Origin of the sequence: Streptomyces sp. NPDC017448 (assembly GCF_044330565.1) — a bacterium.
GTDB lineage: Bacteria > Actinomycetota > Actinomycetes > Streptomycetales > Streptomycetaceae > Streptomyces.
This window is the reverse complement of sequence record NZ_JBIRLM010000009.1, coordinates 1-20,877: the sequence shown is the minus strand read 5'-3', so window position 1 is coordinate 20,877 and position 20,877 is coordinate 1. Positions and strand designations below refer to the sequence as shown.

Below are 20,877 nucleotides of genomic sequence, written 5' to 3'. Positions count from 1 at the left end.
GGAGTATGTCCGAAATGCTGTTTCGGATGCGGCTCATCACCGGGGAACGCGGACGACGCCTTCCTGGATGACGGTGATCGCGAGGCGTCCGTCGGCGGTGTGGATGCGGGCCTGGCCGAGCCCGCGCCCGCCGGAGGCCGAGGGCGACTCCTGGTCGTACAGCAGCCACTCGTCCGCCCGGAACGGCCGGTGGAACCACATCGCGTGGTCCAGGCTCGCCCCGACCACGTCCCCGACCGCCCAGCCGCCCCGCCCGTGGGCCAGCAGCACCGAGTCGAGCAGGGTCATGTCGGAGACGTAGGTGGCCAGGCAGACGTGCAGCAGCGGATCGTCGGCCAGCTTGCCGTTGGTCCGGAACCACACCTGCGAACGCGGTTCGCGCGCCTCGCCCACCGTGGCGAACGGCGGCGTGTCCACGTAGCGCAGGTCCACCGCCGCGCGCGCCTCGATCAGCCGGTCCACCACCCCGGGGGAGCTGAAGCGGTCCGCGTACCGGGGCAGCATCTCGGCGGCGGTCGGCAGCGTCTCCGGGTCGGGCGCGGCGGGCATGGGCGCCTGGTGCTCCATGCCCTCCTCGTACGTCTGGAACGACGCGGAGAGGTGGAAGACCGGCTGCCCGTGCTGGACGGCGACGACGCGGCGCGTGGTGAAGGACCGGCCGTCGCGGATGCGGTCGACGGTGTAGACGATGGGCGCGCCGGGGTCGCCCGCCCGCAGGAAGTACGCGTGCAGGGAGTGGGCGGCGCGGTCGGCGGGGACGGTGCGGCCCGCGGCGACGAGCGCCTGGGCCGCCACCTGGCCGCCGAACACCCGGGGTACGAGCGAACTGCGGCTCGTACCCCGGAAGATGTCCCGCTCGATCCGCTCCAGGTCGAGCAACTGGAGCAGATCGAGCAGGGGGTCAGGGCGCTCGGTCATGGAGGGAAGGTAACGCCTCTACAGGCCCATGGACTTGGCGATGATCGACTTCATGACCTCGCTGGTGCCGCCGTAGATGCGGTTGACCCGGTTGTCCGCGTAGAGGCGGGCGATCGGGTACTCGTTCATGAAGCCGTAGCCGCCGTGGAGCTGGAGGCAGCGGTCGATGACGCGGTGCGCGACCTCGGTGCAGAACAGCTTCGCGGAGGCGGCCTCGGCCGCCGTCAGCTCGCCGGCGTCCAGCGCCTCCAGCGCACGGTCGGCGACGGCCTGGGCCGCGTCCACCTCGGCCTGGCAGGCGGCCAGTTCGAACTTGGTGTTCTGGAACGAGGCGACGGTCTTGCCGAAGACCGTGCGGTCCTGCACGTACTCCTTGGCGAACCGGACGGCCGCCGCGGCCTGGGCGTACGCGCCGAAGGCGATGCCCCAGCGCTCGGATGCCAGGTTGGTGCCGAGGTAGCCGAAGCCCTTGTTCTCCTCGCCCATCAGGTCCTCGACGGGGACCTTGACGTCGACGAAGGCCAGCTCGGCGGTGTCGGAGACCCGCAGGCCCAGCTTGTCGAGCTTGCGGCCGACCGAGTAGCCCTCGGACTTCGTGTCGACGGCGAAGAGGGAGATGCCGAAGCGCCGGTCGTCCTCGCGGGGGGCGGCGGTACGGGCGCAGACGATCACGCGGTCGGCGTGGACGCCGCCGGTGATGAAGGTCTTCGCACCGTTGAGGACGTAGTGGGTGCCGTCCTCGGAGAGCTTGGCGGTGGTCTTCATGCCCGCGACGTCGGAGCCGGTGCCCGGCTCGGTCATCGCGAGGGCCCACATCTCCTCGCCCGTCGCGAACTTCGGCAGCCAGCGCTTCTTCTGGTCCTCGGTGGCGAGCATCTTGATGTAGGGCAGGCCGAGCAGCGTGTGCACGCCGGAGCCGCCGAAGGAGACGCCCGCGCGGGCGGTCTCCTCGTAGATGACGGCCTCGTACTTGTGCGAGTCGATGCCCGCGCCGCCGTACTCCTCGTCGACCTCGATGCCGAAGACGCCCAGCTCGCCCAGTTTGAGGTAGAAGTCGCGCGGGGCCTGGCCCGCGGCGAACCACTCGTCGTAGACCGGCACGACCTCGGCCGCGATGAAGGCGCGGATGGTCTCCCGGAACGCCTCGTGGTCCTCGTTGAATACCGTACGGCGCACGGGGTGCCTCCTTGGTCGGCGGTCGCGTCGTCCTCGGCTAAGCGCTTGCTCAGTCCTCCTCCGAAGTTACCCGCCGGTTGTGGCCGCTGTCCAGGGTGATGCTCGGCACCCGGCCCGATTGCCGGAAGCCCGGTTGTCAGTGGGGTGGGGGAGGATCGGGGTCGGAGGGCGACGGCCGTGGCCACGGGCACGGACCGCGTACGGAACGCATCGGGGGCCGACGTGGGGACAGCGGACGAGCGGGAGACCGAGGGGCCCGGCGGCGACGGCCGTGGGAAGGTGGGGGAGTGAGGCTGGAGGACCTGGCCCGGCTGCGTCGGGCCCGCGACCGGATGGACCGCGCGTACGCCGAACCGCTCGACGTCCCCTCGCTGGCGCGCGACGCGCTCATGTCGGCGGGCCACTTCTCCCGCAGCTTCCGCGCCGCCTTCGGCGAGACCCCGTACAGCTATCTCATGACCCGCCGCATCGAGCGGGCCAAGGCGCTGCTGCGCCGGGGCGACCTGTCCGTCACGGAGGTCTGCTTCGCCGTCGGCTGTACGTCGCTGGGCTCGTTCAGCTCCCGTTTCACGGAGCTGGTCGGGGAGAGCCCGAGCGCCTACCGGGCCCGCCCCCACGACGCCGGCGGGGCCGTCCCCGCCTGCGTCGCCAAGATGCTCACACGACCGGTCAGAAACGGAGAAGCGGATCGCATTCCCCCGCCCGTAGCGTGAAACCCATGGACATCAAGCTTTCGCAGTGCTTCATCGCCGTCGACGACCACGACAAGGCGCTCGCCTTCTACCGCGACGCCCTGGGCATGGAGGTGCGCAACGACGTCGGGTTCGAAGGCATGCGCTGGGTGACCGTCGGGTCTCCCGCGCAACCGGACGTCGAGATCGTCCTGGAGCCCCCGCTCGCCGACCCGAACGCCCCGGCCGCCGACCGGCGGACCATGGCCGAACTCCTCGCCAAGGGCATGCTGCGGGGCGTCATCCTCGCCTCCGACGACGTGGACGCGGCCTTCGAGCAGGTCCGCGCCGCGGGCGGCGAAGTGCTCCAGGAACCGATCGACCAGCCGTACGGCGCCCGCGACTGCGCCTTCAGGGATCCCTCCGGGAACATGCTGCGCATCACCCAGGCCAAGAAGTAGCATCACCCGCCGACCGCACACCCGCCCACCCGCCCGCAGGGCCGGAGCCCGGCATCCGGGCCCCGGCCTCCCCCCGCCCGGCCCGTAGGCTCCGCACACGGGCGCGGACGCCCGCGACAGCCGTGGAACCAGCCGCAACAGCCGTACGCCCAGCCGGACTTACGTACCCGGCGAGCTCCGGCGCACCAGCCGATGGAGAGACGACGAGCATGGCTCCGAGAACGAAGACCGAACAGCCGACGGCCCCGCACGCCGCCGACAGCCACGACCTGATCCGTGTGCACGGCGCGCGCGAGAACAACCTGAAGGACGTCAGCATCGAGCTGCCGAAGCGCCGGCTGACGGTGTTCACCGGGGTCTCCGGATCGGGCAAGAGCTCGCTGGTCTTCAGCACCATCGCCGCCGAGTCCCAGCGGCTGATCAACGAGACGTACAGCGCGTTCGTCCAGGGGTTCATGCCCTCGCAGGCGCGGCCCGACGTCGACGTCCTCGACGGCCTGACGACGGCGATCATCGTCGACCAGCAGCGCATGGGCAGCGACCCCCGCTCCACGGTCGGCACCGCCACCGACGCCAACGCCATGCTCCGCATCCTCTTCAGCCGGCTCGGCGACCCGCACATCGGCCCGCCCGGCGCGTTCGCCTTCAACGTCCCCTCGGTCACCGCCAGCGGCGCGATCACCGTCGAGCGCGGCAACAAGAAGGCCGTGAAGGCGACGTTCAGCCGCACCGGCGGCATGTGCCAGCGCTGCGAGGGGCGCGGCAACGTCTCCGACATCGACCTCAGCCAGCTCTACGACGACTCCAAGTCGATCTCCGAGGGCGCGTTCACCATCCCCGGCTGGAAGTCGGACAGCTGGTGGACCGTGCGGACGTACGCGGAGTCGGGCTTCCTCGACCCGGACAAGCCGATCGCCGATTTCACCGAGAAGGAGATGCAGGACTTCCTCTACAAGGAGCCGACCAAGGTGAAGGTCGAGGGGGCCAACCTCACCTTCGAGGGGCTGATCCCCAAGATCCAGAAGTCGTTCCTGTCCAAGGACCGCGAGTCGATGCAGCCCCACATCCGGGAGTTCGTCGACCGCGCCGTCACCTTCACCACCTGCCCCGAGTGCGAGGGCACCCGGCTCACCGAGGCCGCCCGCTCCTCGAAGATCGGCGAGATCTCCATCGCCGACGCCTGCGCCATGGAGATCCGGGACCTCGCGGAGTGGGTCCGGAACCTGGACGAGCCCTCGGTCGCCCCCCTCCTCGAAGCGCTCCAGCAGACGCTGGACTCGTTCGTGGAGATCGGCCTCGGCTACCTCGCCCTGGACCGCCCCTCCGGCACCCTGTCCGGCGGCGAGGCCCAGCGCGTCAAGATGATCCGCCACCTCGGCTCCTCGCTCACCGACGTCACCTACGTCTTCGACGAGCCGACCATCGGCCTCCACCCGCACGACATCCAGCGCATGAACGACCTCCTGCTGCGCCTGCGCGACAAGGGCAACACCGTCCTGGTCGTGGAGCACAAGCCCGAGGCCATCGCCATCGCGGACCACATCGTCGACCTCGGCCCCGGCGCCGGCACGGCGGGCGGCACCGTCTGCTTCGAGGGCACCCTGGAGGGCCTGCGCGCCTCCGGCACGGTCACCGGCCGCCACCTCGACGACCGGGCCGCCCTCAAGGAGGAGGTCCGCAAGCCCACGGGCGCCCTGGAGATCCGGGGGGCCACGTCCCACAACCTCCAGGACGTGGACGTCGACATCCCGCTCGGCGTCCTCACCGTCATCACGGGCGTCGCCGGCTCCGGGAAGAGCTCCCTGGTCCACGGTTCGATCCCGGCGGGCGAGAACGTCGTCTCGGTCGACCAGAGCCCCATCAAGGGCTCCCGCCGCAGCAACCCGGCCACGTACACCGGCCTGCTGGAGCCGATCCGCAAGGCGTTCGCCAAGGCCAACGGCGTGAAGCCCGCCCTCTTCAGCGCCAACTCCGAGGGCGCCTGCCCCACCTGCAACGGCGCGGGCGTCATCTTCACCGACCTCGGCGTCATGGCCGGCGTCTCCAGCCCGTGCGAGGACTGCGAGGGCAAGCGGTTCCAGCCGTCTGTGCTCGACTACCACCTCGGCGGCCGGGACATCAGCGAGGTCCTGGCGATGTCGGTCACCGAGGCCGAGGGATTCTTCGGCTCCGGCGAGGCCGCCATCCCGGCCGCTCACAAGATCCTCACCCGGCTCGTGGACGTCGGCCTCGGCTACCTGAGCCTCGGCCAGCCGCTCACCACCCTCTCCGGCGGCGAACGCCAACGCCTCAAGCTGGCCACGCACATGGCCGACAAGGGCGGGGTCTACGTCCTCGACGAGCCGACCACCGGCCTGCACCTCGCGGACGTGGAACAGCTCCTCGGCCTGCTGGACCGCCTGGTCGAATCCGGAAAGTCGGTGATCGTCATCGAGCACCACCAGGCGGTCATGGCCCACGCCGACTGGATCATCGACCTCGGCCCCGGCGCGGGCCACGACGGCGGCAGAATCGTCTTCGAGGGCACCCCGGCCGACCTGGTCGCGGCCCGCTCGACCCTGACGGGCGAGCACCTGGCGGAGTACGTGGGGGAGTGAGGCGGGCCGGGCCCGTCCGGCCCGGCTCCGGGCCCCCTCCGTCCGGCCTCCGGGTCAGGCGGAGAGGGCCCCGCTCTTCACCGCGTCCACGAAGGAGGTCCACCCGGCGGCGGGGATGAGCAGGGCGGGCCCGCCGGGGACCTTGGAGTCGCGGACGGGGACGGCGGTGGGGTGGTGGTCGTGGACTTCGAGGCAGCTGTCTTTGTCGGGGCCGCTGTACGACGACTTCCGCCAGCCGACAACCGAGTTGGCGCCTTCATTCACGGTATCCGTACTCCTTCGCCGCTGCCCTGAGCACATTCAGCGACTCGGGGAGGGACAGCGCGTCGCTCATGGCCAGAGCGTAGGTGGCTTCGATTCGCTCGACCAAGTGAGGCGCATCGTGCACCTTCGCCACCTGCGTGCCTTCTGAGTACGCCACTGGTGGCTGATCCGCGAAGTTCATCAGCGTCACCATGCTCTGGTGCAGGTTGCAGATGGAGCCGCCCAGAGGCAGCACATGGGCACGGATGCGGTTCCGTTCGACCAGACGCACCACGTGCATGATCTGCTCCGCCATGATGTCCGCACTCCCCGCCACGCGGCGGAGGACAGCTTCATCCAGCAGCGCCCAGACTACGGGCGACGTGGGCTGGTCCAGAATCTTGGCCCGTTCCAGTCGTGAGACAACGGCGCTGTCACGTTCCTCGTCGCTGTACGGCGGAAACGCCGTGCCCAGGACCGCATCCGCGTACCGGCGCGTCTGGAGGATCCCAGGAAAATAAGCGATGGCGAACTCACGGATGAACGTCGCCTGCTCCTCAAGTTTCCGGGCCGCCTTGAATCGGTCCGCGACGGAACGGTCATCTGCCTGAGGCCGGAAGGTCGTCAGCACATCGCCGGTCCCCAGGGCCATGTCGAGCCGTCGAGCATCCTCCTCGCTCGGCATGCGACGCCCCGCCTCGATGTGCGAGATGTGCGATCGCGTCATCAGGGCCAGATCCGCGAGCTGCTGTTGGGTCAGGCCGGCCGCTTCCCGCCGGGCTTTCAACCATTTGCCATAGGTGTTACTCACAGCCAACTCCCGTGCGACGAACTCGGTGTCACCACCCACCCTCTGGCGAGCCTAGTCCCGCCGTTCGCACTCTGTGAGTGGATCGCTACCCAGCGGAGAATTCACCCCCACTGCTCACGGAGTTGACGCCCTCATGAACGAAGACACGAACGACGCATCCCCGAACACCTTCCGCCTCCTCCCCTGGACCGGGACGGCGGGGCGGCCCTGTTACGTCGTCGGCAGCGGCGGCGGGAAGGTCTCGCGGGAGGCCGACAAGGTCGAGGCCATGCAGCTCGGCATGGCGTACGAACTCCTCGACCACGCCGACGACCTGGTCCAGGACGACCGGTCCACTGCCGTACAGCTCCGCCACGTCGCCGCCGCCCTGGCGCACTCGCTGCGGGACGTGCACCGGGTCGCCCGGAGCCGTGGACTGCGGCTGGGGATTCCCGACGCGTTCGAGCCGGAGCACCCATCGGGCCCCGGGCTGATTCCACTGCGGCCCTGAGCCGGGAGGGGCGTCACGGCGGCCTTCCCGCCGTGGCCGGGTGGACCGGGCCCGTTCCGGCGCCTCCGGTACGGTCGCGGCATGCCGTTCTACGTGTACGCCCATGACCAGCCCGAAGTCGCGAACCAGCTGCAGGAGTTGTGCGAGGAGCACTGGTCCTACATGGACCGGTTCGACGGCCGGCTGATACTCCGGGGGCCCACCGTGTCCGACGACGGGGAGGAGCACACGGGGAGCGTCCACGTGGTCGACCTTGTCGAACGGGCGGAGGCGGAGCGGTTCGCGCGCGAGGAGCCGTTCTGGAAGGCGGGCCTCTACCGGGACCTCCTGGTCGTCGCGGCTGAGGTGCTGCTGCACCGTGAACCAGCTGCGGACGTCCCGTACACGCTCGTCACCGCTCAGTGGCCCGTCTCGGCCGACGCTCCGGGCGGTGCCGTTCATGACGTAACCAGGCGGCGGGAGTTGGTGGGTGCGGAGCCGGACGGTCGGCTGGTCTTCGTGGCCGCTCTGGTCGATGACGAGGGGACCGGGACGACGGGAGTGGTCGCTGCCGTGCGGGCGCTTCCGGGCGAGGCACGGGGACTGGTCCAGCCGTTCGCGGACCGGCTGGCCGGTGGACGGTCCGTGACGCTCGCGGCGCAGCGCTGGGAGCGCGGCGGACGGAACTGACGCGCCGACCGGCCTTCGGTCAGCCGGGGCGAGTGCGGGCCCGCGCCTTTGACGCAGGGGCGACCACGGGCCCATGAACCGCGTGCTCTCGACGCCGCCCACGCTCCCCTCCGGCCGTCTCTCCGGCTCCCCGCAACCGGTGGCGCCCGGCGGCGGGCTGGTGCTGCGTCCGTGGGAGGCGGCCGACGCGGCGGCCTATGCACCTGCACTCCCGCGTCAGGGGCGAGTGAGCCGTTCCCGCAACCAGGAGTCGATGCCGGCGAGCGCGGTGGCGGCGAGGGCGGTGGGGTGGCCGGTGAAGCCGTGGGGCGCGACGGGGTAGAGGCGTAGCTCGACGTCGTTCCCGGCCGCCGACAACCGGCCCGCCAGCGTCAGGTTGTCCTCCAGCAGGACGTCCTCCGCGCCCACGACGAGCAGGGCCGGAGGGAGTCCGGTGAGGTCGGCGTAGAGGGGCGAGATGTCGGGAAGGGTGCGGTCGCGGTCCGGGATGTGGCCGACGTACGCCCGGAGGAAGTACTCGTCCGCGATACGGCGACCGGCCGGGGTGAGCGCGCTCAGGTCGTAGGTGCCGAACTGGAGCGCGGCACCGGTGAACCGGCTCACCGCCTTTCCGTACCGGCCTGCCGGGGCCGCCCCGCCGGGCCCGCTCGGGACGTCCTGGGCGCTCCGGTCCCTGAGTCGCAGCAGGGTGGCCAGGGCGAGGGTGGCCCCGGCCGAGGCTCCGCCGATCGTCAGCCGCGAGGTCCCGAACCGCGCTTCGGCCTGCTCGACCAGCCAGAGCGCCGCCGTCTCGCAGTCGTCGGGCGCGGCGGGCCAGGGGTTCTCGGGGGCGAGCCGGTAGTCGACGCTGACGACGACGGCGCCCAGGGCCTCCGCGAGGGCCCGGTTGCGTACGTCGCCGTGCGCCGCCGTGTCCATGTAGAAGCCGCCGCCGTGGATGTCGAGGTGGACGCCGCGGGGTGGGCCGCCGGACGGCAGGAAGACCCGGACCGGGACGCGCGCCCCGGCCGCTTCGGCCGTCTCCTCGACGGCGGGCGGATCGGCGGCGGGCGGAGCGGACCGCCGCGCCCGGACGGCCTGCAGCTCCTCGAACGAGGCCGGCCCCCGGCCTGAGGCCCGCGCCCGGTAGAACGCGCGGGCCTCCGCGACCTGTTCGGCGGGAACGTCCGCGGAGAGTGCCTCCAGTGCGAATCGCATGCCTCGCTCCTCGTCGTCGGTCTGCGTCCGTCTGCGTCCGTCTGCGTGCGTCAGCGTCCGGCTGCTGCGGGCCACTCCGGCTGCTTCGGCTGCTTCGGTCCGAATTCCGCGTGGATGCTATCGGCGTCACCGTGCGTACTCCTGGGGCCGGCGCGTCCCGGGCGGGGCGCCTCAGGCGGGGCGGCGGGCCGCCCACGTCTCCCGGGTGGACCGTACGACGAGGTCGTCGCGGTGGCGTACGTCCTCGGGTCCGCCGCCGACGAGCCGGTCGAGCGCGGCCAGGTCCTCGGGGCCGACATGCCCCTCCAGGGCGCCGCGGATGCGCTCGAAGACCAGGAACGCGTACCGGCCGACCCCCTCCGGCAGCGGGGCGCGCAGCTCCCACCGCTCGGCGCGCTCCTGCTCGACGGAGAGCCCGGCGGCGGTGAGCAGGGCACCCCAGTCGGCCCCCCGGTGCGGCAGCCGCTCGGCATGCAGGCCGTCGAGCGCCGTACGGCAGCGGGCCTCCAGCGCGCCGGCCTCGCCGCCCTCCGGGAGGAAGGTCGGCATCCCGTCGACCTCCGCGACGGCCAGCAGGCCGCCGGGGCGCAGGGCGGCGCGGATGCCCGCGAGGGCGGTGGCGGGGTCGTCCAGGTGGTGCAGGGACGCCGACGCCCAGATGAGGTCCGCGTCGACGACGCCGGGCAGCCCCGCCCCGGCGTCGGCCTCCAGGGTCCGCACGCGGTCGCCGAGCCCCCGCTCCCGCGCCGTCGCGACGATCCGCTCCAGCATGGCGGGGGAGTTGTCGACGGCGGTCACCCGGGCGGCGGGGAACCGCTCCAGCAGGGCGAAGGCGCCGGTTCCGGTTCCCGCGCCGAGGTCGACGATGTGCCGGACGTCGTCACCGGCCAGACAGGCGATACGCCCGGTGAGCGCGGTCAGGTGGGGTGCGAAGAGGGCGGCGTCGAGATCGAGGATCTCCGGGAGGCCGGGGGGAGCCGCATCGGAGCCGTGGCTGTGGGCGGAGCCGTCATGAGTGTGGGTGTGGCTGTGCGGGTGCGGACGGGGGTGTTGGTGTGCGTGAGCCATGCGGCCGAGCGTACGGAGGGGTTGCGCCCTATGCATACAAGCTTGCCGAAAACGCAAGAAGGAGGCGACGGAGTCGGCTCCGTACGCAAGAGGCCGATGCCGTCGTGATCCACAACTCGGCCGGGTCCGCACAACCATCCGCCGGGCGGCTGGTCTTTCTGAGGGCGGGGGGCGGATGGCCCTCCGACCGACATCGTCTGTCTTTCAGGGGGATGAACAGTGAACGCTTCTCGTGTCCGTACCGCTTCGGCGGTGATCGTCGCACTCGCGGCGACGACGGCTGCCGTACCGGCCATGACCGGTACGGCGACGGCGGCCGGACCTGCCGCCGTCGCGCGTCAGCACGTGGACTTCAACGGGGACGGGTACCAGGACCTGTACGCCTCGGTACCCGACGGGACGGTGTCCGGGCTGAAGAAGGCCGGGTACCTGGTGGTGTACCCGGGCGACGCGAAGGGCGCCAGCCCGGCCCGGCGCCACGTGGTCAACCAGAACACGGCCGGGGTTCCCGGAACGGCCGCCGCGAACGCCCGCTTCGGCGGGGGCGCGACGGCCGACATCGACCGCGACGGCTACACGGACCTGCTGGCCACCGCCGGCACGGGCCAGGGGATCATCCTGTTCGGCGGCAAGCAGGGCCTCGGCGCCCGCTCCGTCGAGTTCCAGGGCAAGGGGAACGCGCTGGGCGACTTCGACGGAGACGGCCGTACGGACGCGGCCGGGATCGAGTCGGGCGACTGGAGCGGCAAGGTCGTCCTGCACGAGGGCATCGGCGCCGACGGCTCGGTCGCCTCCACGCGCACGGCGCTCACCGTGGACGACGGCGTCCGTGTCCTCGAAGGCGTACAGGCCGTGGACATCAACAACGACGGCAAGGACGACCTGCTGGTCCGCACCGGTTGCAGCGACGAACCGGACTGCGACAGCACGCAGTTGTACCTGTCGACGGGGACCGGCTTCACCCACGCCCCGATCGTCGCCGCGGCGGGGACGTACCTGTCCCATTCCTCGGTGACGGTCGGTTCGGTCAACGGTGACGCGTACCCGGACCTGGTCTTCACGCGCCGGCCGACCGGCATGGACAGCGACCTCGACTTCCCGAGCAAGGGCGGCGCGGTGGCGGTCGTCTACGGCGGGCCGAAGGGCCAGAACACCGCGTGGAAGCCGAAGTGGATCACGCAGGCGACCGCCGGGGTGCCGGGCGCGGACGAGGTGGGCGACGCCATGGGCGCCAGCGCGGCCGTGGGCGACCTGGACGGCGACGGCTACGGCGAGGTCGTCGTGGGTCTGCCGGGCGAGGACGTGGGCACGGCGAAGGACGCGGGCGGGGTGCTGGTCTTCAAGGGCCGCGCGTCGGGCATCACGGGCGCGGACACGAAGGTGATCGGCCAGTCCACGGCGAACGTCCCCGGGGCCGACGAGAGCGGCGACGCGTTCGGCGGCGAGGTCCACGTGGTGGCCGGAGCCAAGGGCGTACCCGCCACGCTGGCGGTGGGCGCACCGGGCGAGAACACCAACCAGGGCGGCGTCTGGCTCTTCAAGGGCAGCAGCACGGGCCCGGTCACGAAGGGCAGCGTCTCCTTCGGCGAGTCGAGCCTGGGCGTGACGCCGTCGCCGGTCCGCTTCGGCAACTGGCTGGGCTGACGAGGAGGACATGCGGCGGCCCCGGAGAAGCGCTCGCTTCTCCGGGGCCGCCGCATGTCCGCTGTCGGGCGGCCTCCGCCCGCCTTACTCGCCTGCCTTTAGCCTCGCACCCCGACGACGCCCCAACCACGCTGCTCGGCCCGGCTGATGTCGTCGCTCCCGGTCCATCCGTGCCTGACGGCAACCCCGCCTTCGATGTCGATGAGGATCTCCAGGCCCTTGACCGTGCCCGGAAACTGTCGACGACGAAGTCCTCGCCGAAGTGCCGAGCACGTTCGTGAACCAGGTATCCGGCTGGGCAACCGGACGAGAAGCTCGGGGCCCGGGACCGGCGTGTGAGCAGGCGCAGCGATGCGAGAGGACGACACAGCAGGAGCGTGGCCCCCTGGCCGTACGGTATGGCGTAGGGAACCCCGCCCAATCGGATCGGACAACGTCCGCCCGCCCCCGCCCACCACAAAAACCCGTCACAGGACTACAAGACGACTTCGCCGGCATCCCGCGCCAGGCATGCCTCGACAGCCACCGGCGATGGCCCGAGCAGTTACGTATCGAATTCGCCCACCCATGACCGGTCGAGAAGCCGAATGGGTAGATAGTCGGACTCTACCTCGATCGGAAAGCCGGCATCGTAGGCGAGGCACGCGATGGCAAGCGGGCCGAGAGCCAGGAAGCCTGAGATGTCTCCCGCCCGCTCCGGTGCGCTCCAGTAAGTCCGGTGGAGCTCCAGTGCCTCAACCAGTGCCTCGTTGAACCCTTCATGATCTTTACGGAGGAATTTGTAGAAAAGGTTGATCGGCGGGTACAGCACGCATTGAAGCAGGTCGCGCGGTGCGATAGTAGCGGTGTCGGGGTGAGATTTCTCGATCGCAGCCGTCAGTTTTTCCGGTAGCGCTGGCTGCTCAAGCCAGTATGTCTGCAACGCATCTACCCAATGGAAAATGTATTCGTCTGCCTCCGCCCCGGATTCCCGAAGCAGATGAAGCGGGATTCGACACAGCTGGTCCATCCGGTGTTGATCCCTGCAGACCAGAGTGAACCACAGCGTCGTCAGCCAGGTTCCTGCGTTTGCATAGAACTGCGGGCCTGTAGCTTCGATGGTTCGAATCTCGTGATCGATGCGTGCCTCGATCTGGCCTTCATTGATCCCGGCAGCAGCAAAGGCGGCCGTGCCGACCTGCATGGCTGAAACCGTGGCGTCCCACGTTGCGAATCGATTTCCACGAGGGTTCAGGGCCTGATGTACTTGAACTTGCAGGAACGCCTCGTTCAAGGCCATGCCAAAAACCGCAGGGGAGGTATTCAGGTTCTGGACGCTAGTCTCGAACTCTTCACTCAGGCGCTCAGCCACTCGGCCATCGATCTCAGGACGCGCGTGTCGTTCTACAGTCACTACCATGGATCACTCTTGCCGATCAGCCTGCAATAACAGTTCTAGTACTTTCCTCAGAACTGTGCGGGTCGGATGGATGGGGTGTCTAAGAGTTGTCCCGTAACTGCGGGAGCGTGAGTCAGGGATCCGGCTTCGCGGAGGTCAGAGGAAGAGGAGCTCGACGTCCTTCGCCACGCAGAGCCGCAGAACGACCGTCAGCTGTTGGGCCGCATCGATGTGTGCCCGAGGAACGTCGGCCTCGTTCGGCCATTGCTCGACGATCGCCTCCAGCCGGGGCAGGAGCGCGGCACACTCGATGGGCGATAGCTCGCCTCCGCCGTCATCCGGGCGGTCGAGGAGCGGTTCGAGCGAGGTGGAGACGTCACTCCAGGGGCGCTCTCCGCCGAAGCCCCACATCTCGGAGAGAGTGAAGCCTTCGGCTCGCGCCAGTTGTCGCCGGAACGCGGCGAAGCCGCTGTAGGACCAGGCGACGTCAGGGCTGCTGGTGTCTCCGTCTCCCGGGAACAGAGTCAGCCCCATGTCGTCCTCCCTCTCTACCGTCGAATAGGCAAAGGATCAGTCGAAACCAGCGACATCTGCAACTGAGATGATCCAGCGGTGGCTGGTGTGATCACGGCGTCGGAGCCCTTCTGGATAGCCCCGTTCACCGGGCTGAGCCCGCGCGCCTTCAGAAAGCTGGTGACCGTACTGCGGCGCGAGGGTGCGGCCGCGGTGCGCAAGGGCCGGCCGTGGAGCCTTCCGCTGGAGGACCGGGCACTACTGGTCGCGGCGTACTGGCGAACCAACTTGACGATGCGCCAGCTCGCACCGCTCTTCGGGGTCTCGAAGTCCGCCGCAGACCGCATCATCGACCACCTCGGACCCATCCTCGCTCTTCAGCCCCGCAAACGGTTCGCCAAGGACACCGTGCTGATCGTGGACGGCACTCTCGTGCCCACCCGCGACCACGCCATCACCGCACAGTCGAAGAACTACCGGTACTCCACCAACCACCAGGTCGTCATCGACGCCGACACCCGCCTGGTCGTTGTGGTCGGCCGCCCCCCGCCCGGAAACCGCAACGACTGCAAGGCGTGGGAGGAATCCGGCGCCAAGGCCGCCGTCGGCAAGACCACCACGATCGCCGACGGCGGCTATCCAGGCACCGGACTCGTCATGCCTCCCCGCAGGCGCAAGGGCGAAGACCTGCCCGGCTGGAAGGAAGCCCACAACAAGTCCCACAAGCAGGTCCGTGCCCGCGTCGAGCACGTCTTCGCCCGGATGAAGAACTGGAAGATCCTCCGAGACTGCCGACTCAAAGGCGACGGAGTCCACCACGCCATGCTCGGCATCGCGTGCCTTCACAACCTCGCCCTCGCCGGATAGACGGACGGCCGACAAGGAACAGGCATGTCAGGCCGACCCCCAGATCATTTACGGGACAGCCCTTAGCCGAGCATCGCATCGGTGAGGTCCGGTCCCCGCCCGTCAACAAGGTCGGCTGCCTGTAGCCGGTACCCCTCCGCTCGACCGTAGTAGGTCGGCTCGCCGGGTTCTGCTTCGGCCCCGAGTACCTGAGCGAGCTCTTGGAGGGCCAAGGCGAGCCGCGGCGCGTTGTTGGCGTGGATGGCCGGATGTGGCTCGCCGCGGAAATCGCACTGGCCCCAGACGTCGTGATGCACGGACAGTTCGATCCAGAGGTCCGTCTCGTCCGGCGCTACCATGAGCTCCGCCAGACGATGTTCCCCGTGCCGTTTTCTGTCAGCGTCGAACCAGGCACCCGAACCCAGCACGAGGATTCCGCCGATCTCGGCCTGCGGATAGCTGGTCGGCCGACAGGCGCGGAGTGCATCGGCCAGTGCAGGATCTTCGAGCAAACGCGTACCGAGGTCCAGGCGGCTGTGGATGCCCAGGCCGCCCCTTCCGGTCTCGAACCAGGCCCACTCAAGTGAGGACGGCACCAACAGGTCGTGCTTCTCCAGCACCTCACTCATACGTGCCGCAGTCCTGAGCGCGAATTCCAGGCCAGGCTCCGCAACGTCCTCCAGATTCCAGGACCACGAGCCACTCTCTCTCGGTGCACGCATAAGCATGGACGGAAAACTCCTCAAGGTTCGAAGGGTCGCGGCTCGATAGGAGGCAGGGCGTGTGCGCCGTGACCCATATCGCACGTGATTGAGGACCAGGAGATCGATCAGAAGGCTCCCGAAGGCCAGTCTCGGCGAGACAGCCGTCTATGAGGTGGCTGAGGTATGGGAGGTGTCGTAGGCCGTGTTGATGCGCTGCACGATGAGGAGTCACCTGCTACGACCCCACAAGCTAAACTTCAGCAATTGGGCAGACGTGGTTCACTCCTGGCCTGCGGCCCTAGGTAGACCAAGTAGGGCCTCCTCAATGATCCTGGCAGCTTCGTGGTCGTAGATGCGAACGCAGTCACCATCTGCCTCCATAGCGGATAGCCGGGTTGTCGGCTGCCATCCCAGACGTCCACTGAATACCTCTTCGTGCTGCCCGCCCCCCTGCGGAAAAAGGCGTCTGAAGACCGTCCCTCGATTATTATCAGAAGCGTAGAACGTAACGCGTCCTTCAACATCCAGGGCGTCGAGCACAGCGTCGTGGAGCGCGACAACTGGGATATTGCTCACATTTCCCTGCAAGCTTCCTGGGCGAAACGAGACACCTGTCAGATCGAGGGCTCCGGCATTGTCCTTCATGAATTCGCCCCCTCGCTCATACAAGCGAATCAGCGGCTCGTAGAGATCAGGTAGGCCGGTAGCCGCGATAGCGGGATCATGCAAACGTAGCTCCGCGAGGCGCACGGCGCCACGGCAGGTTACCTTGACGCTTCCGCTCATTCGTGCACGGAGAAAATCTTCCAATTCGTGCGCCGTGCTGGGCGGAAGCATAAATTCTGGATCCACGTACTCCGTTACATCGAAGAACGGCCAAGCGCTCTCAGCGGAGTATGTCTGGGCCCACAGCGCGGATCGCCTCAGGTATTCTCGCATCAATAGCCGCCGCGACATCGCCTTCCCAAAGGAATCACTCCAATCGCCATCCCATTGCACTACGCGGAGACGCTCCATGACTTTGGATGCTGCCTGTTCACCTTGCCTGTCGGTCACTTCAGCTCAATCCCCTTGGACAGCAGTTCCCGCTTGAGTCGAAGGTCTCGGTAAAGACCATGAAGTGCAACCGGCCGCGGGTGTTGATCGCGGACATCGCGTTCACGGAGAACCGGTTCCCGGTCCGGCGGACGACCGGTGTTCGGCCGTTGGCGCCCCAGGTGCGGCCGGTGACCTGGTCCGAGCGGACCCCGACCTGGTCGGTGAAGGGTACTTCGCCGTTCTCCGCCTTCGCCCTGGTCCGGATCGCCGGCCCGGTCTCCTCGCGCCAGAGGCGGACTGCCTCCTCGCCCTGCTCGACCGCCCGCTTGCCCGGACGCTGGGAGGTCGGCCCCAACGTTTGAGGTACTTGCCCACCCCGGGCTCGGTGAAGCGGACCCGGTACAGCTTGAAGATCAGCTCGCCTATCTGCCCCCGCGTCCACAGCTGACCCGAAAGCCCCAGATCGCAGGGGATTTGAGCGAGGCCAACCTGGCGGGCGGCAGCCTGCTCGGACTCCGACAGGACCTGGTTCTCACCCGCGCGACGGCCTCGCGGGCGGGAAGCGGTGCATCCCGGCCCCCGCCCTGCCACTTCGCCCACCAGTTTTCCACGGCCCTCACCGACACCGTGAAGAGGGCGGCAACCTCCACCCGGCCCCGGCCCTCCACCAGCGCGGACACCGCCAGCAACCGCGCGGCCTTCTGCGCATCCGGCGACCAGGCCCGCGCATCCCCACCAGATCACTCACACGCCATCAACAAGCCTGAAGCCAAAGCGTTTCGGATCAATAGATCATTTACGAGACAACGCTTAATCTGCTGTGGGCCTCGACTCGTTTCCTTTTTGCGGCGGGCGGTGCGGAGGAATCACTTGCGCTTGCCCACCTCGCTCAGCGACCCATGCCTCAAGTTCGGACCCGGCCAAATCGCGGGACAATCCGTCTTCGAAAACGGTGATCGGTCCGAAAACAGTACCGGTCAGGCCTTGCATGATCGTGGCGTCGTCGACTGTGATCTTAAAGGTGTTCTGGAACAGGGTCGCGCTGGTCAGATCCGCCCCCCTCATATCAACGCCGAATAGAGAGGCTCCCAAGATTCGTGTGCCTCTGAAGCTCGCTCCTGAAGCGTCGACTCTTTGCAGCGAAGCCTTGGTCATGTCGGCACCATCGAGCCGCGCCGACCGAAGTACGGCACCGTCAAGATTCACCCTCACGAGATCGGCACCGGTCAGATCAGCGCTGGTGAGATCGGTCGACTGGAGGTCGGCTCGATAGAAGGTTGCTCCAATCATCCGTACATTCACCAAAACCGCCTGTGTGAACCACGCCTTTGTAAAGTCTCCGCCCGATAGATCGGCACCTCGAAAGTCGTGCTCGATCCCGAACAGGCTATATCCCTCCTCGGTCATCCATTCTTTTATCTGATGGGTTGCTTGAGGATCGTTCGGGAATGTAATCGGCTTCCATTTTTATGGGTACCAGATGGCGTGATCTCCCCAGTTGTGGGTTTCGATAATTCCCTTCACGCTGTCAATTGCTGCTTGATTTGCGTTGCGCACGTCGAGGATTACTATGCGATTCTTTTCGACGATCATGGAGGTGAAGATATTCGCCCAAGTCTGGTAGACCTGTGCGTCCGCTGCGTCCGCTGCGTCCGCTGCGGACCGAAAAGGAGCCCATGGGTCTGCGCTCGATAAGTCGACTAGGACTGTTTTCGTGTTTTCTGGGGGTGTCAATTCAGATGGAGGGCTTCCTCGGAATTGGCGATCATTCGTCCAATTTCGATGGGGAGATGTTCAAACTCTTCCATGACGACATCGAAAGGCTCTACTTGTCGGAATTCTCCGTCAGTGCCTTCCGCCTGAATGAGGTAGCGGTATCCGACCGGTGAGGAAGGGTCGTCAACCTTAACCCATTCCGCGTTATGGCTGAGGACCAGTAGATCGCCCAGATAAGCGCTCAGGTCTGTATGCAGAGTCACCCAATCTGACTGCTCAAAATCCTGAAGGGGCAGCCTGTCCACATAATTCTGAAGATTGGGCAGCAGTGAAATCGGGCTCTTGGTGTAGTCCTCGACCGCTACGCCGAGCATTTCCGCAATTCCGGCTGCGCGTTCATGAGCGCCCTCGGCCCACTCAGAAATATCTGTTACGGGCGACGGTCCGTTTTCATTCATGGCCTATTCGCTTCACTTTCCAATTTTGCGGCGTTTTCATCCGCGATTCTAATATTTCTTGGGCGTCTTCCCGTACTCAAGGAATATTATCTTAACCTTCTTGAGGTAGGCTCGAAGATCGTCCGACGGGCCTGCGTGGGTGAAGGACCAGCGCGGGTCGTACTTGGGGTCGATCTCCCTCAACGCCAGATCCTTATGGATCTGCTCTTTTATATGTGCACTGAGTGGTACTTCGTTACGGATCGACCGACGATTGCCATCTTTGAGAGTAATGCTCCGGTAGGGGCCGTACGTCTTTACCTCCACGGCGACAGTACGCCCATCCGGCATCGTGACCGGGACGTCCACCTTTCGGCCGCCACGGGCCGTCACGGGATACCGTGAATCCTTGCTGGTTGGGACCGGGTAGTGCTTCTCCTGCCCTCCGCCCCACATCTGGCGGTGGTACTCCTCACCGCGCTCCCATCGGGTACGTGTGGGGCGGGTATTGCGTACATCTCTCAGTGTGAGGGGGCCCTCCGCGGGTAGGAGGGCGGGCCTGGTGTAATCCGGTGTGTTGTCGCCTTCCGAGCCTGCCGCAGGCTTGTCTTCCCGGTCCTTCGATTGCTCCAGAGGATCTGCGGGTTCCGTTGTACCGGGACGCTCCGCGTTTCCCTCGCTGTTGTGGGGTGATGCACCGTCCGGGTGCTGATCGCCGGAACCACCTGGATGAGACGGGTCGGTCGAGTTGGCACCGGACGGCTTTGCAGCGGAGCTATCGGTTTGGGGCACGTGGGGCGGGGAGCCCTCTGCTGATGCACTGCCGCTTAGGTCCTGGCCGCTCGTGCGAGGCGCCGGCTCGTCTCCTACGCGTGACGATACTCCCGGGTCTCCCGCATTGGCGTGTGGAGCGTGATGGCTTGGTGCACCCACAGGAAGATCGGTCGGACTGGACCCAGAAGGAGCGATTTCCATACTTCCTGCATCGCTCACGTCCGAGCCCAGCCGCACTGTGTCGCTGCCGCCGCGTGCGCCCGCGCCGACCAGGGCCGACTCGTGGGCGGGTGTGCGGGGGAGGGGGCTGCCCGCTTCGGCGGGTACCGGGCTGTCGGCCGGTGGGTTCTCGGGGCGGGCGTTTGTGTGGTGTTGTTTGAGGGTGCCGTCCTCGCTGAGGATGTTGCCCTGGCGGTCGAGGTGGATGACGTTGCCGTGGTCGTCGATGCCTCTGGCGGTGCCTTGGGGGAGGGCGGTGGTGCCTTCGGGGAGTTTGAGGGCGCCTTCCTGGATCGGTAGGGAGCCCGCGGGTGGGGTCATGCCTTCGGGGAGGTGGACGATGCCGTCGCCGAGGTATACCGCTCCGGTGGGGATCTCCGCGCCGGCCGGGAGTTTGACCGAGCCTCTGGGGATTTCGAACGCGCTTTCCGGGACGGTTGCGCCCGGGGGCAGGTGAAGGGTGCCGTCACCGAACTTGAACCCGCCCTCCGGCAGGGTCACCACGCCCGGCGGGAGGGGCGGGATCTCGATGTGGCCCGTGTTCTTCAGGCCGGTCATGACGTCGCTGATCCTGGTGAGGCCGGCGCCTGCGCCCTTGAAGAGGTAGGTGGTCGGGTCCACGACGCGGCCCGCTTTGTTGGCGAAGGAGAGGGCCTTCGCCGCGGCGGCGGCTTTGCCGGCGCCGGAGACGCCGCCCCCGGCGCCGCCGGTGAAGACCGTCGTCAGGACGTTGAAGGTGACCGCACCCCCCGCGCGGGCCGGGTTCTCGCCCCACTGGTCGTAGGCGATCAGCGCCTTCCCGGTCTCCTTCATCGCGTTGCGCGCGTCCCTGACGAAGCCCGGCAGGTGTTTCTCCGGTGTCAGCCACAGCACATGCGGTGCGGTGACGGTGAGGATGACACCCGTGGTGAGGTTGCCCAGGCCGGTCCACGCCTGCTTCATGCTCTCCCAGCCGTCGACACCCACCAGGGTGCCCAGCCCCTTGACCGTGCCCCAGACACCGTCGACGACGAAGCCCTTGCCGAAGTCCCAGACGTGTTCGTAGGACTGGTACCAGGGGGTCGATTCCTTGACCGGATCACCCCACGGCAGCCCCTTGGCCTGCTTCAGGGCCTCGGCGTCATACCCGTGCATGTGCTTGCCGCCGGAGCCGTCGTTCACCGTGAGGGGCTTGCCGCCGGGCACCAAGGAGATGATCTTGTTGTAGCAGGTGCGCTCCACCGCCTGGAACGCCGCCCACGCCTCGGCGATCTCCTCGCGGCGCCGGTTGTTCTCCTCGACCAGATCGCCGTCCTCGCGCCACTCGT

At 67.8% G+C, this 20,877-nt stretch carries 19 protein-coding genes and 2 pseudogenes; 7 read left to right on the top strand and 14 right to left on the bottom strand.

Translation table 11 applies throughout. The annotated features are described in order from the left end of the window. Window positions 1–36: 36 nt before the first annotated feature. Entirely contained in the window at window positions 37–918 is an 882-nt protein-coding gene (locus ACH4K1_RS16825) for an acyl-CoA thioesterase (RefSeq protein WP_398090072.1), read from the bottom strand. 18 nt (window positions 919–936) lie between these two features. After that, window positions 937–2,094, bottom strand: a complete 1,158-nt coding sequence (locus tag ACH4K1_RS16820; protein WP_228994924.1) for an acyl-CoA dehydrogenase family protein — start codon at window positions 2,092–2,094, stop codon at window positions 937–939. Window positions 2,095–2,381: 287 nt separating this feature from the next. Here ACH4K1_RS16820 and ACH4K1_RS16815 point away from each other — a divergent pair, with 287 nt between their 5' ends. The 3 genes from ACH4K1_RS16815 to ACH4K1_RS16805 all read left to right on the top strand — a co-directional run bounded on the left by ACH4K1_RS16815 (window position 2,382) and on the right by ACH4K1_RS16805 (window position 5,823). Continuing rightward, on the top strand, window positions 2,382–2,807 hold the full coding sequence (locus ACH4K1_RS16815) for a helix-turn-helix transcriptional regulator (protein WP_398090071.1): 426 nt from the start codon (window positions 2,382–2,384) through the stop codon (window positions 2,805–2,807). A gap of 5 nt (window positions 2,808–2,812) precedes the next feature. Beyond that, window positions 2,813–3,226, top strand: coding sequence for a VOC family protein (locus tag ACH4K1_RS16810; RefSeq protein ID WP_073766307.1), 414 nt, complete (start codon window positions 2,813–2,815; stop codon window positions 3,224–3,226). 209 nt (window positions 3,227–3,435) lie between these two features. Beyond that, window positions 3,436–5,823: an ATP-binding cassette domain-containing protein gene (locus ACH4K1_RS16805; RefSeq protein WP_398090070.1), complete on the top strand. Its 2,388-nt coding sequence runs from the start codon at window positions 3,436–3,438 to the stop codon at window positions 5,821–5,823. Window positions 5,824–5,877: 54 nt separating this feature from the next. Here ACH4K1_RS16805 and ACH4K1_RS16800 read toward each other — a convergent pair whose 3' ends face one another. After that, window positions 5,878–6,123 (bottom strand): DUF397 domain-containing protein, encoded by a 246-nt coding sequence (locus ACH4K1_RS16800; protein WP_398090069.1) that lies wholly within the window; start codon window positions 6,121–6,123, stop codon window positions 5,878–5,880. Then, window positions 6,080–6,877: a Scr1 family TA system antitoxin-like transcriptional regulator gene (locus ACH4K1_RS16795; RefSeq protein ID WP_398090068.1), complete on the bottom strand. Its 798-nt coding sequence runs from the start codon at window positions 6,875–6,877 to the stop codon at window positions 6,080–6,082. Before ACH4K1_RS16795 ends, ACH4K1_RS16800 begins: the two co-directional genes overlap by 44 nt. 133 nt (window positions 6,878–7,010) lie before the next feature. Between ACH4K1_RS16795 and ACH4K1_RS16790 the strand changes: the two genes are divergently transcribed. Both ACH4K1_RS16790 and ACH4K1_RS16785 read left to right on the top strand, forming a co-directional pair. Next, window positions 7,011–7,367, top strand: coding sequence for a hypothetical protein (locus ACH4K1_RS16790; RefSeq protein WP_398090067.1), 357 nt, complete (start codon window positions 7,011–7,013; stop codon window positions 7,365–7,367). 81 nt (window positions 7,368–7,448) lie between these two features. Further along, on the top strand, window positions 7,449–8,036 hold the full coding sequence (locus ACH4K1_RS16785; RefSeq protein WP_398090066.1) for a YciI family protein: 588 nt from the start codon (window positions 7,449–7,451) through the stop codon (window positions 8,034–8,036). 216 nt (window positions 8,037–8,252) lie between these two features. Here the strand turns inward: ACH4K1_RS16785 and ACH4K1_RS16780 are convergent, their stop codons facing one another. Both ACH4K1_RS16780 and ACH4K1_RS16775 read right to left on the bottom strand, forming a co-directional pair. Continuing rightward, window positions 8,253–9,233: an alpha/beta hydrolase fold domain-containing protein gene (locus ACH4K1_RS16780; protein WP_398090065.1), complete on the bottom strand. Its 981-nt coding sequence runs from the start codon at window positions 9,231–9,233 to the stop codon at window positions 8,253–8,255. Window positions 9,234–9,404: 171 nt separating this feature from the next. Beyond that, entirely contained in the window at window positions 9,405–10,301 is an 897-nt protein-coding gene (locus ACH4K1_RS16775) for a methyltransferase (protein ID WP_398090064.1), read from the bottom strand. A gap of 219 nt (window positions 10,302–10,520) precedes the next feature. On the opposite strand from ACH4K1_RS16775, the gene ACH4K1_RS16770 reads away from it, so the two are divergent. Further along, complete coding sequence (locus ACH4K1_RS16770) at window positions 10,521–11,945, top strand: FG-GAP and VCBS repeat-containing protein (RefSeq protein WP_398090063.1); 1,425 nt, start codon at window positions 10,521–10,523, stop codon at window positions 11,943–11,945. A gap of 544 nt (window positions 11,946–12,489) precedes the next feature. On the opposite strand, the gene ACH4K1_RS16765 is transcribed toward ACH4K1_RS16770, so the two are convergent. Further along, window positions 12,490–13,296: an immunity 49 family protein gene (locus tag ACH4K1_RS16765; RefSeq protein WP_398090062.1), complete on the bottom strand. Its 807-nt coding sequence runs from the start codon at window positions 13,294–13,296 to the stop codon at window positions 12,490–12,492. Between the two features lie 183 nt (window positions 13,297–13,479). Next, on the bottom strand, window positions 13,480–13,857 hold the full coding sequence (locus tag ACH4K1_RS16760) for a hypothetical protein (RefSeq protein ID WP_327174307.1): 378 nt from the start codon (window positions 13,855–13,857) through the stop codon (window positions 13,480–13,482). 78 nt (window positions 13,858–13,935) lie between these two features. On the opposite strand from ACH4K1_RS16760, the gene ACH4K1_RS16755 reads away from it, so the two are divergent. After that, entirely contained in the window at window positions 13,936–14,703 is a 768-nt protein-coding gene (locus ACH4K1_RS16755) for a transposase (RefSeq protein ID WP_398090061.1), read from the top strand. A 62-nt stretch (window positions 14,704–14,765) separates the two neighbouring features. On the opposite strand, the gene ACH4K1_RS16750 is transcribed toward ACH4K1_RS16755, so the two are convergent. The 6 genes and pseudogenes from ACH4K1_RS16750 to ACH4K1_RS16725 all read right to left on the bottom strand — a co-directional run. Then, window positions 14,766–15,311 (bottom strand): hypothetical protein, encoded by a 546-nt coding sequence (locus ACH4K1_RS16750; RefSeq protein ID WP_398090060.1) that lies wholly within the window; start codon window positions 15,309–15,311, stop codon window positions 14,766–14,768. A gap of 354 nt (window positions 15,312–15,665) precedes the next feature. Next, a complete protein-coding gene (locus ACH4K1_RS16745) occupies window positions 15,666–16,442 on the bottom strand; it encodes a hypothetical protein (protein WP_398090059.1) in 777 nt (258 codons plus the stop codon). A gap of 22 nt (window positions 16,443–16,464) precedes the next feature. Then, window positions 16,465–17,113, bottom strand: a pseudogene (locus tag ACH4K1_RS16740) (winged helix-turn-helix domain-containing protein); the annotation flags it as partial. A gap of 121 nt (window positions 17,114–17,234) precedes the next feature. Continuing rightward, the gene (locus ACH4K1_RS16735; RefSeq protein WP_398090058.1) at window positions 17,235–17,831 is read right to left on the bottom strand and encodes a pentapeptide repeat-containing protein; all 597 of its coding nucleotides are present in this window, start codon (window positions 17,829–17,831) and stop codon (window positions 17,235–17,237) included. 323 nt (window positions 17,832–18,154) lie between these two features. Further along, window positions 18,155–18,598: a hypothetical protein gene (locus ACH4K1_RS16730; protein WP_398090057.1), complete on the bottom strand. Its 444-nt coding sequence runs from the start codon at window positions 18,596–18,598 to the stop codon at window positions 18,155–18,157. Between the two features lie 48 nt (window positions 18,599–18,646). Next, window positions 18,647–20,877: pseudogene (locus tag ACH4K1_RS16725) on the bottom strand (hypothetical protein); the annotation flags it as partial.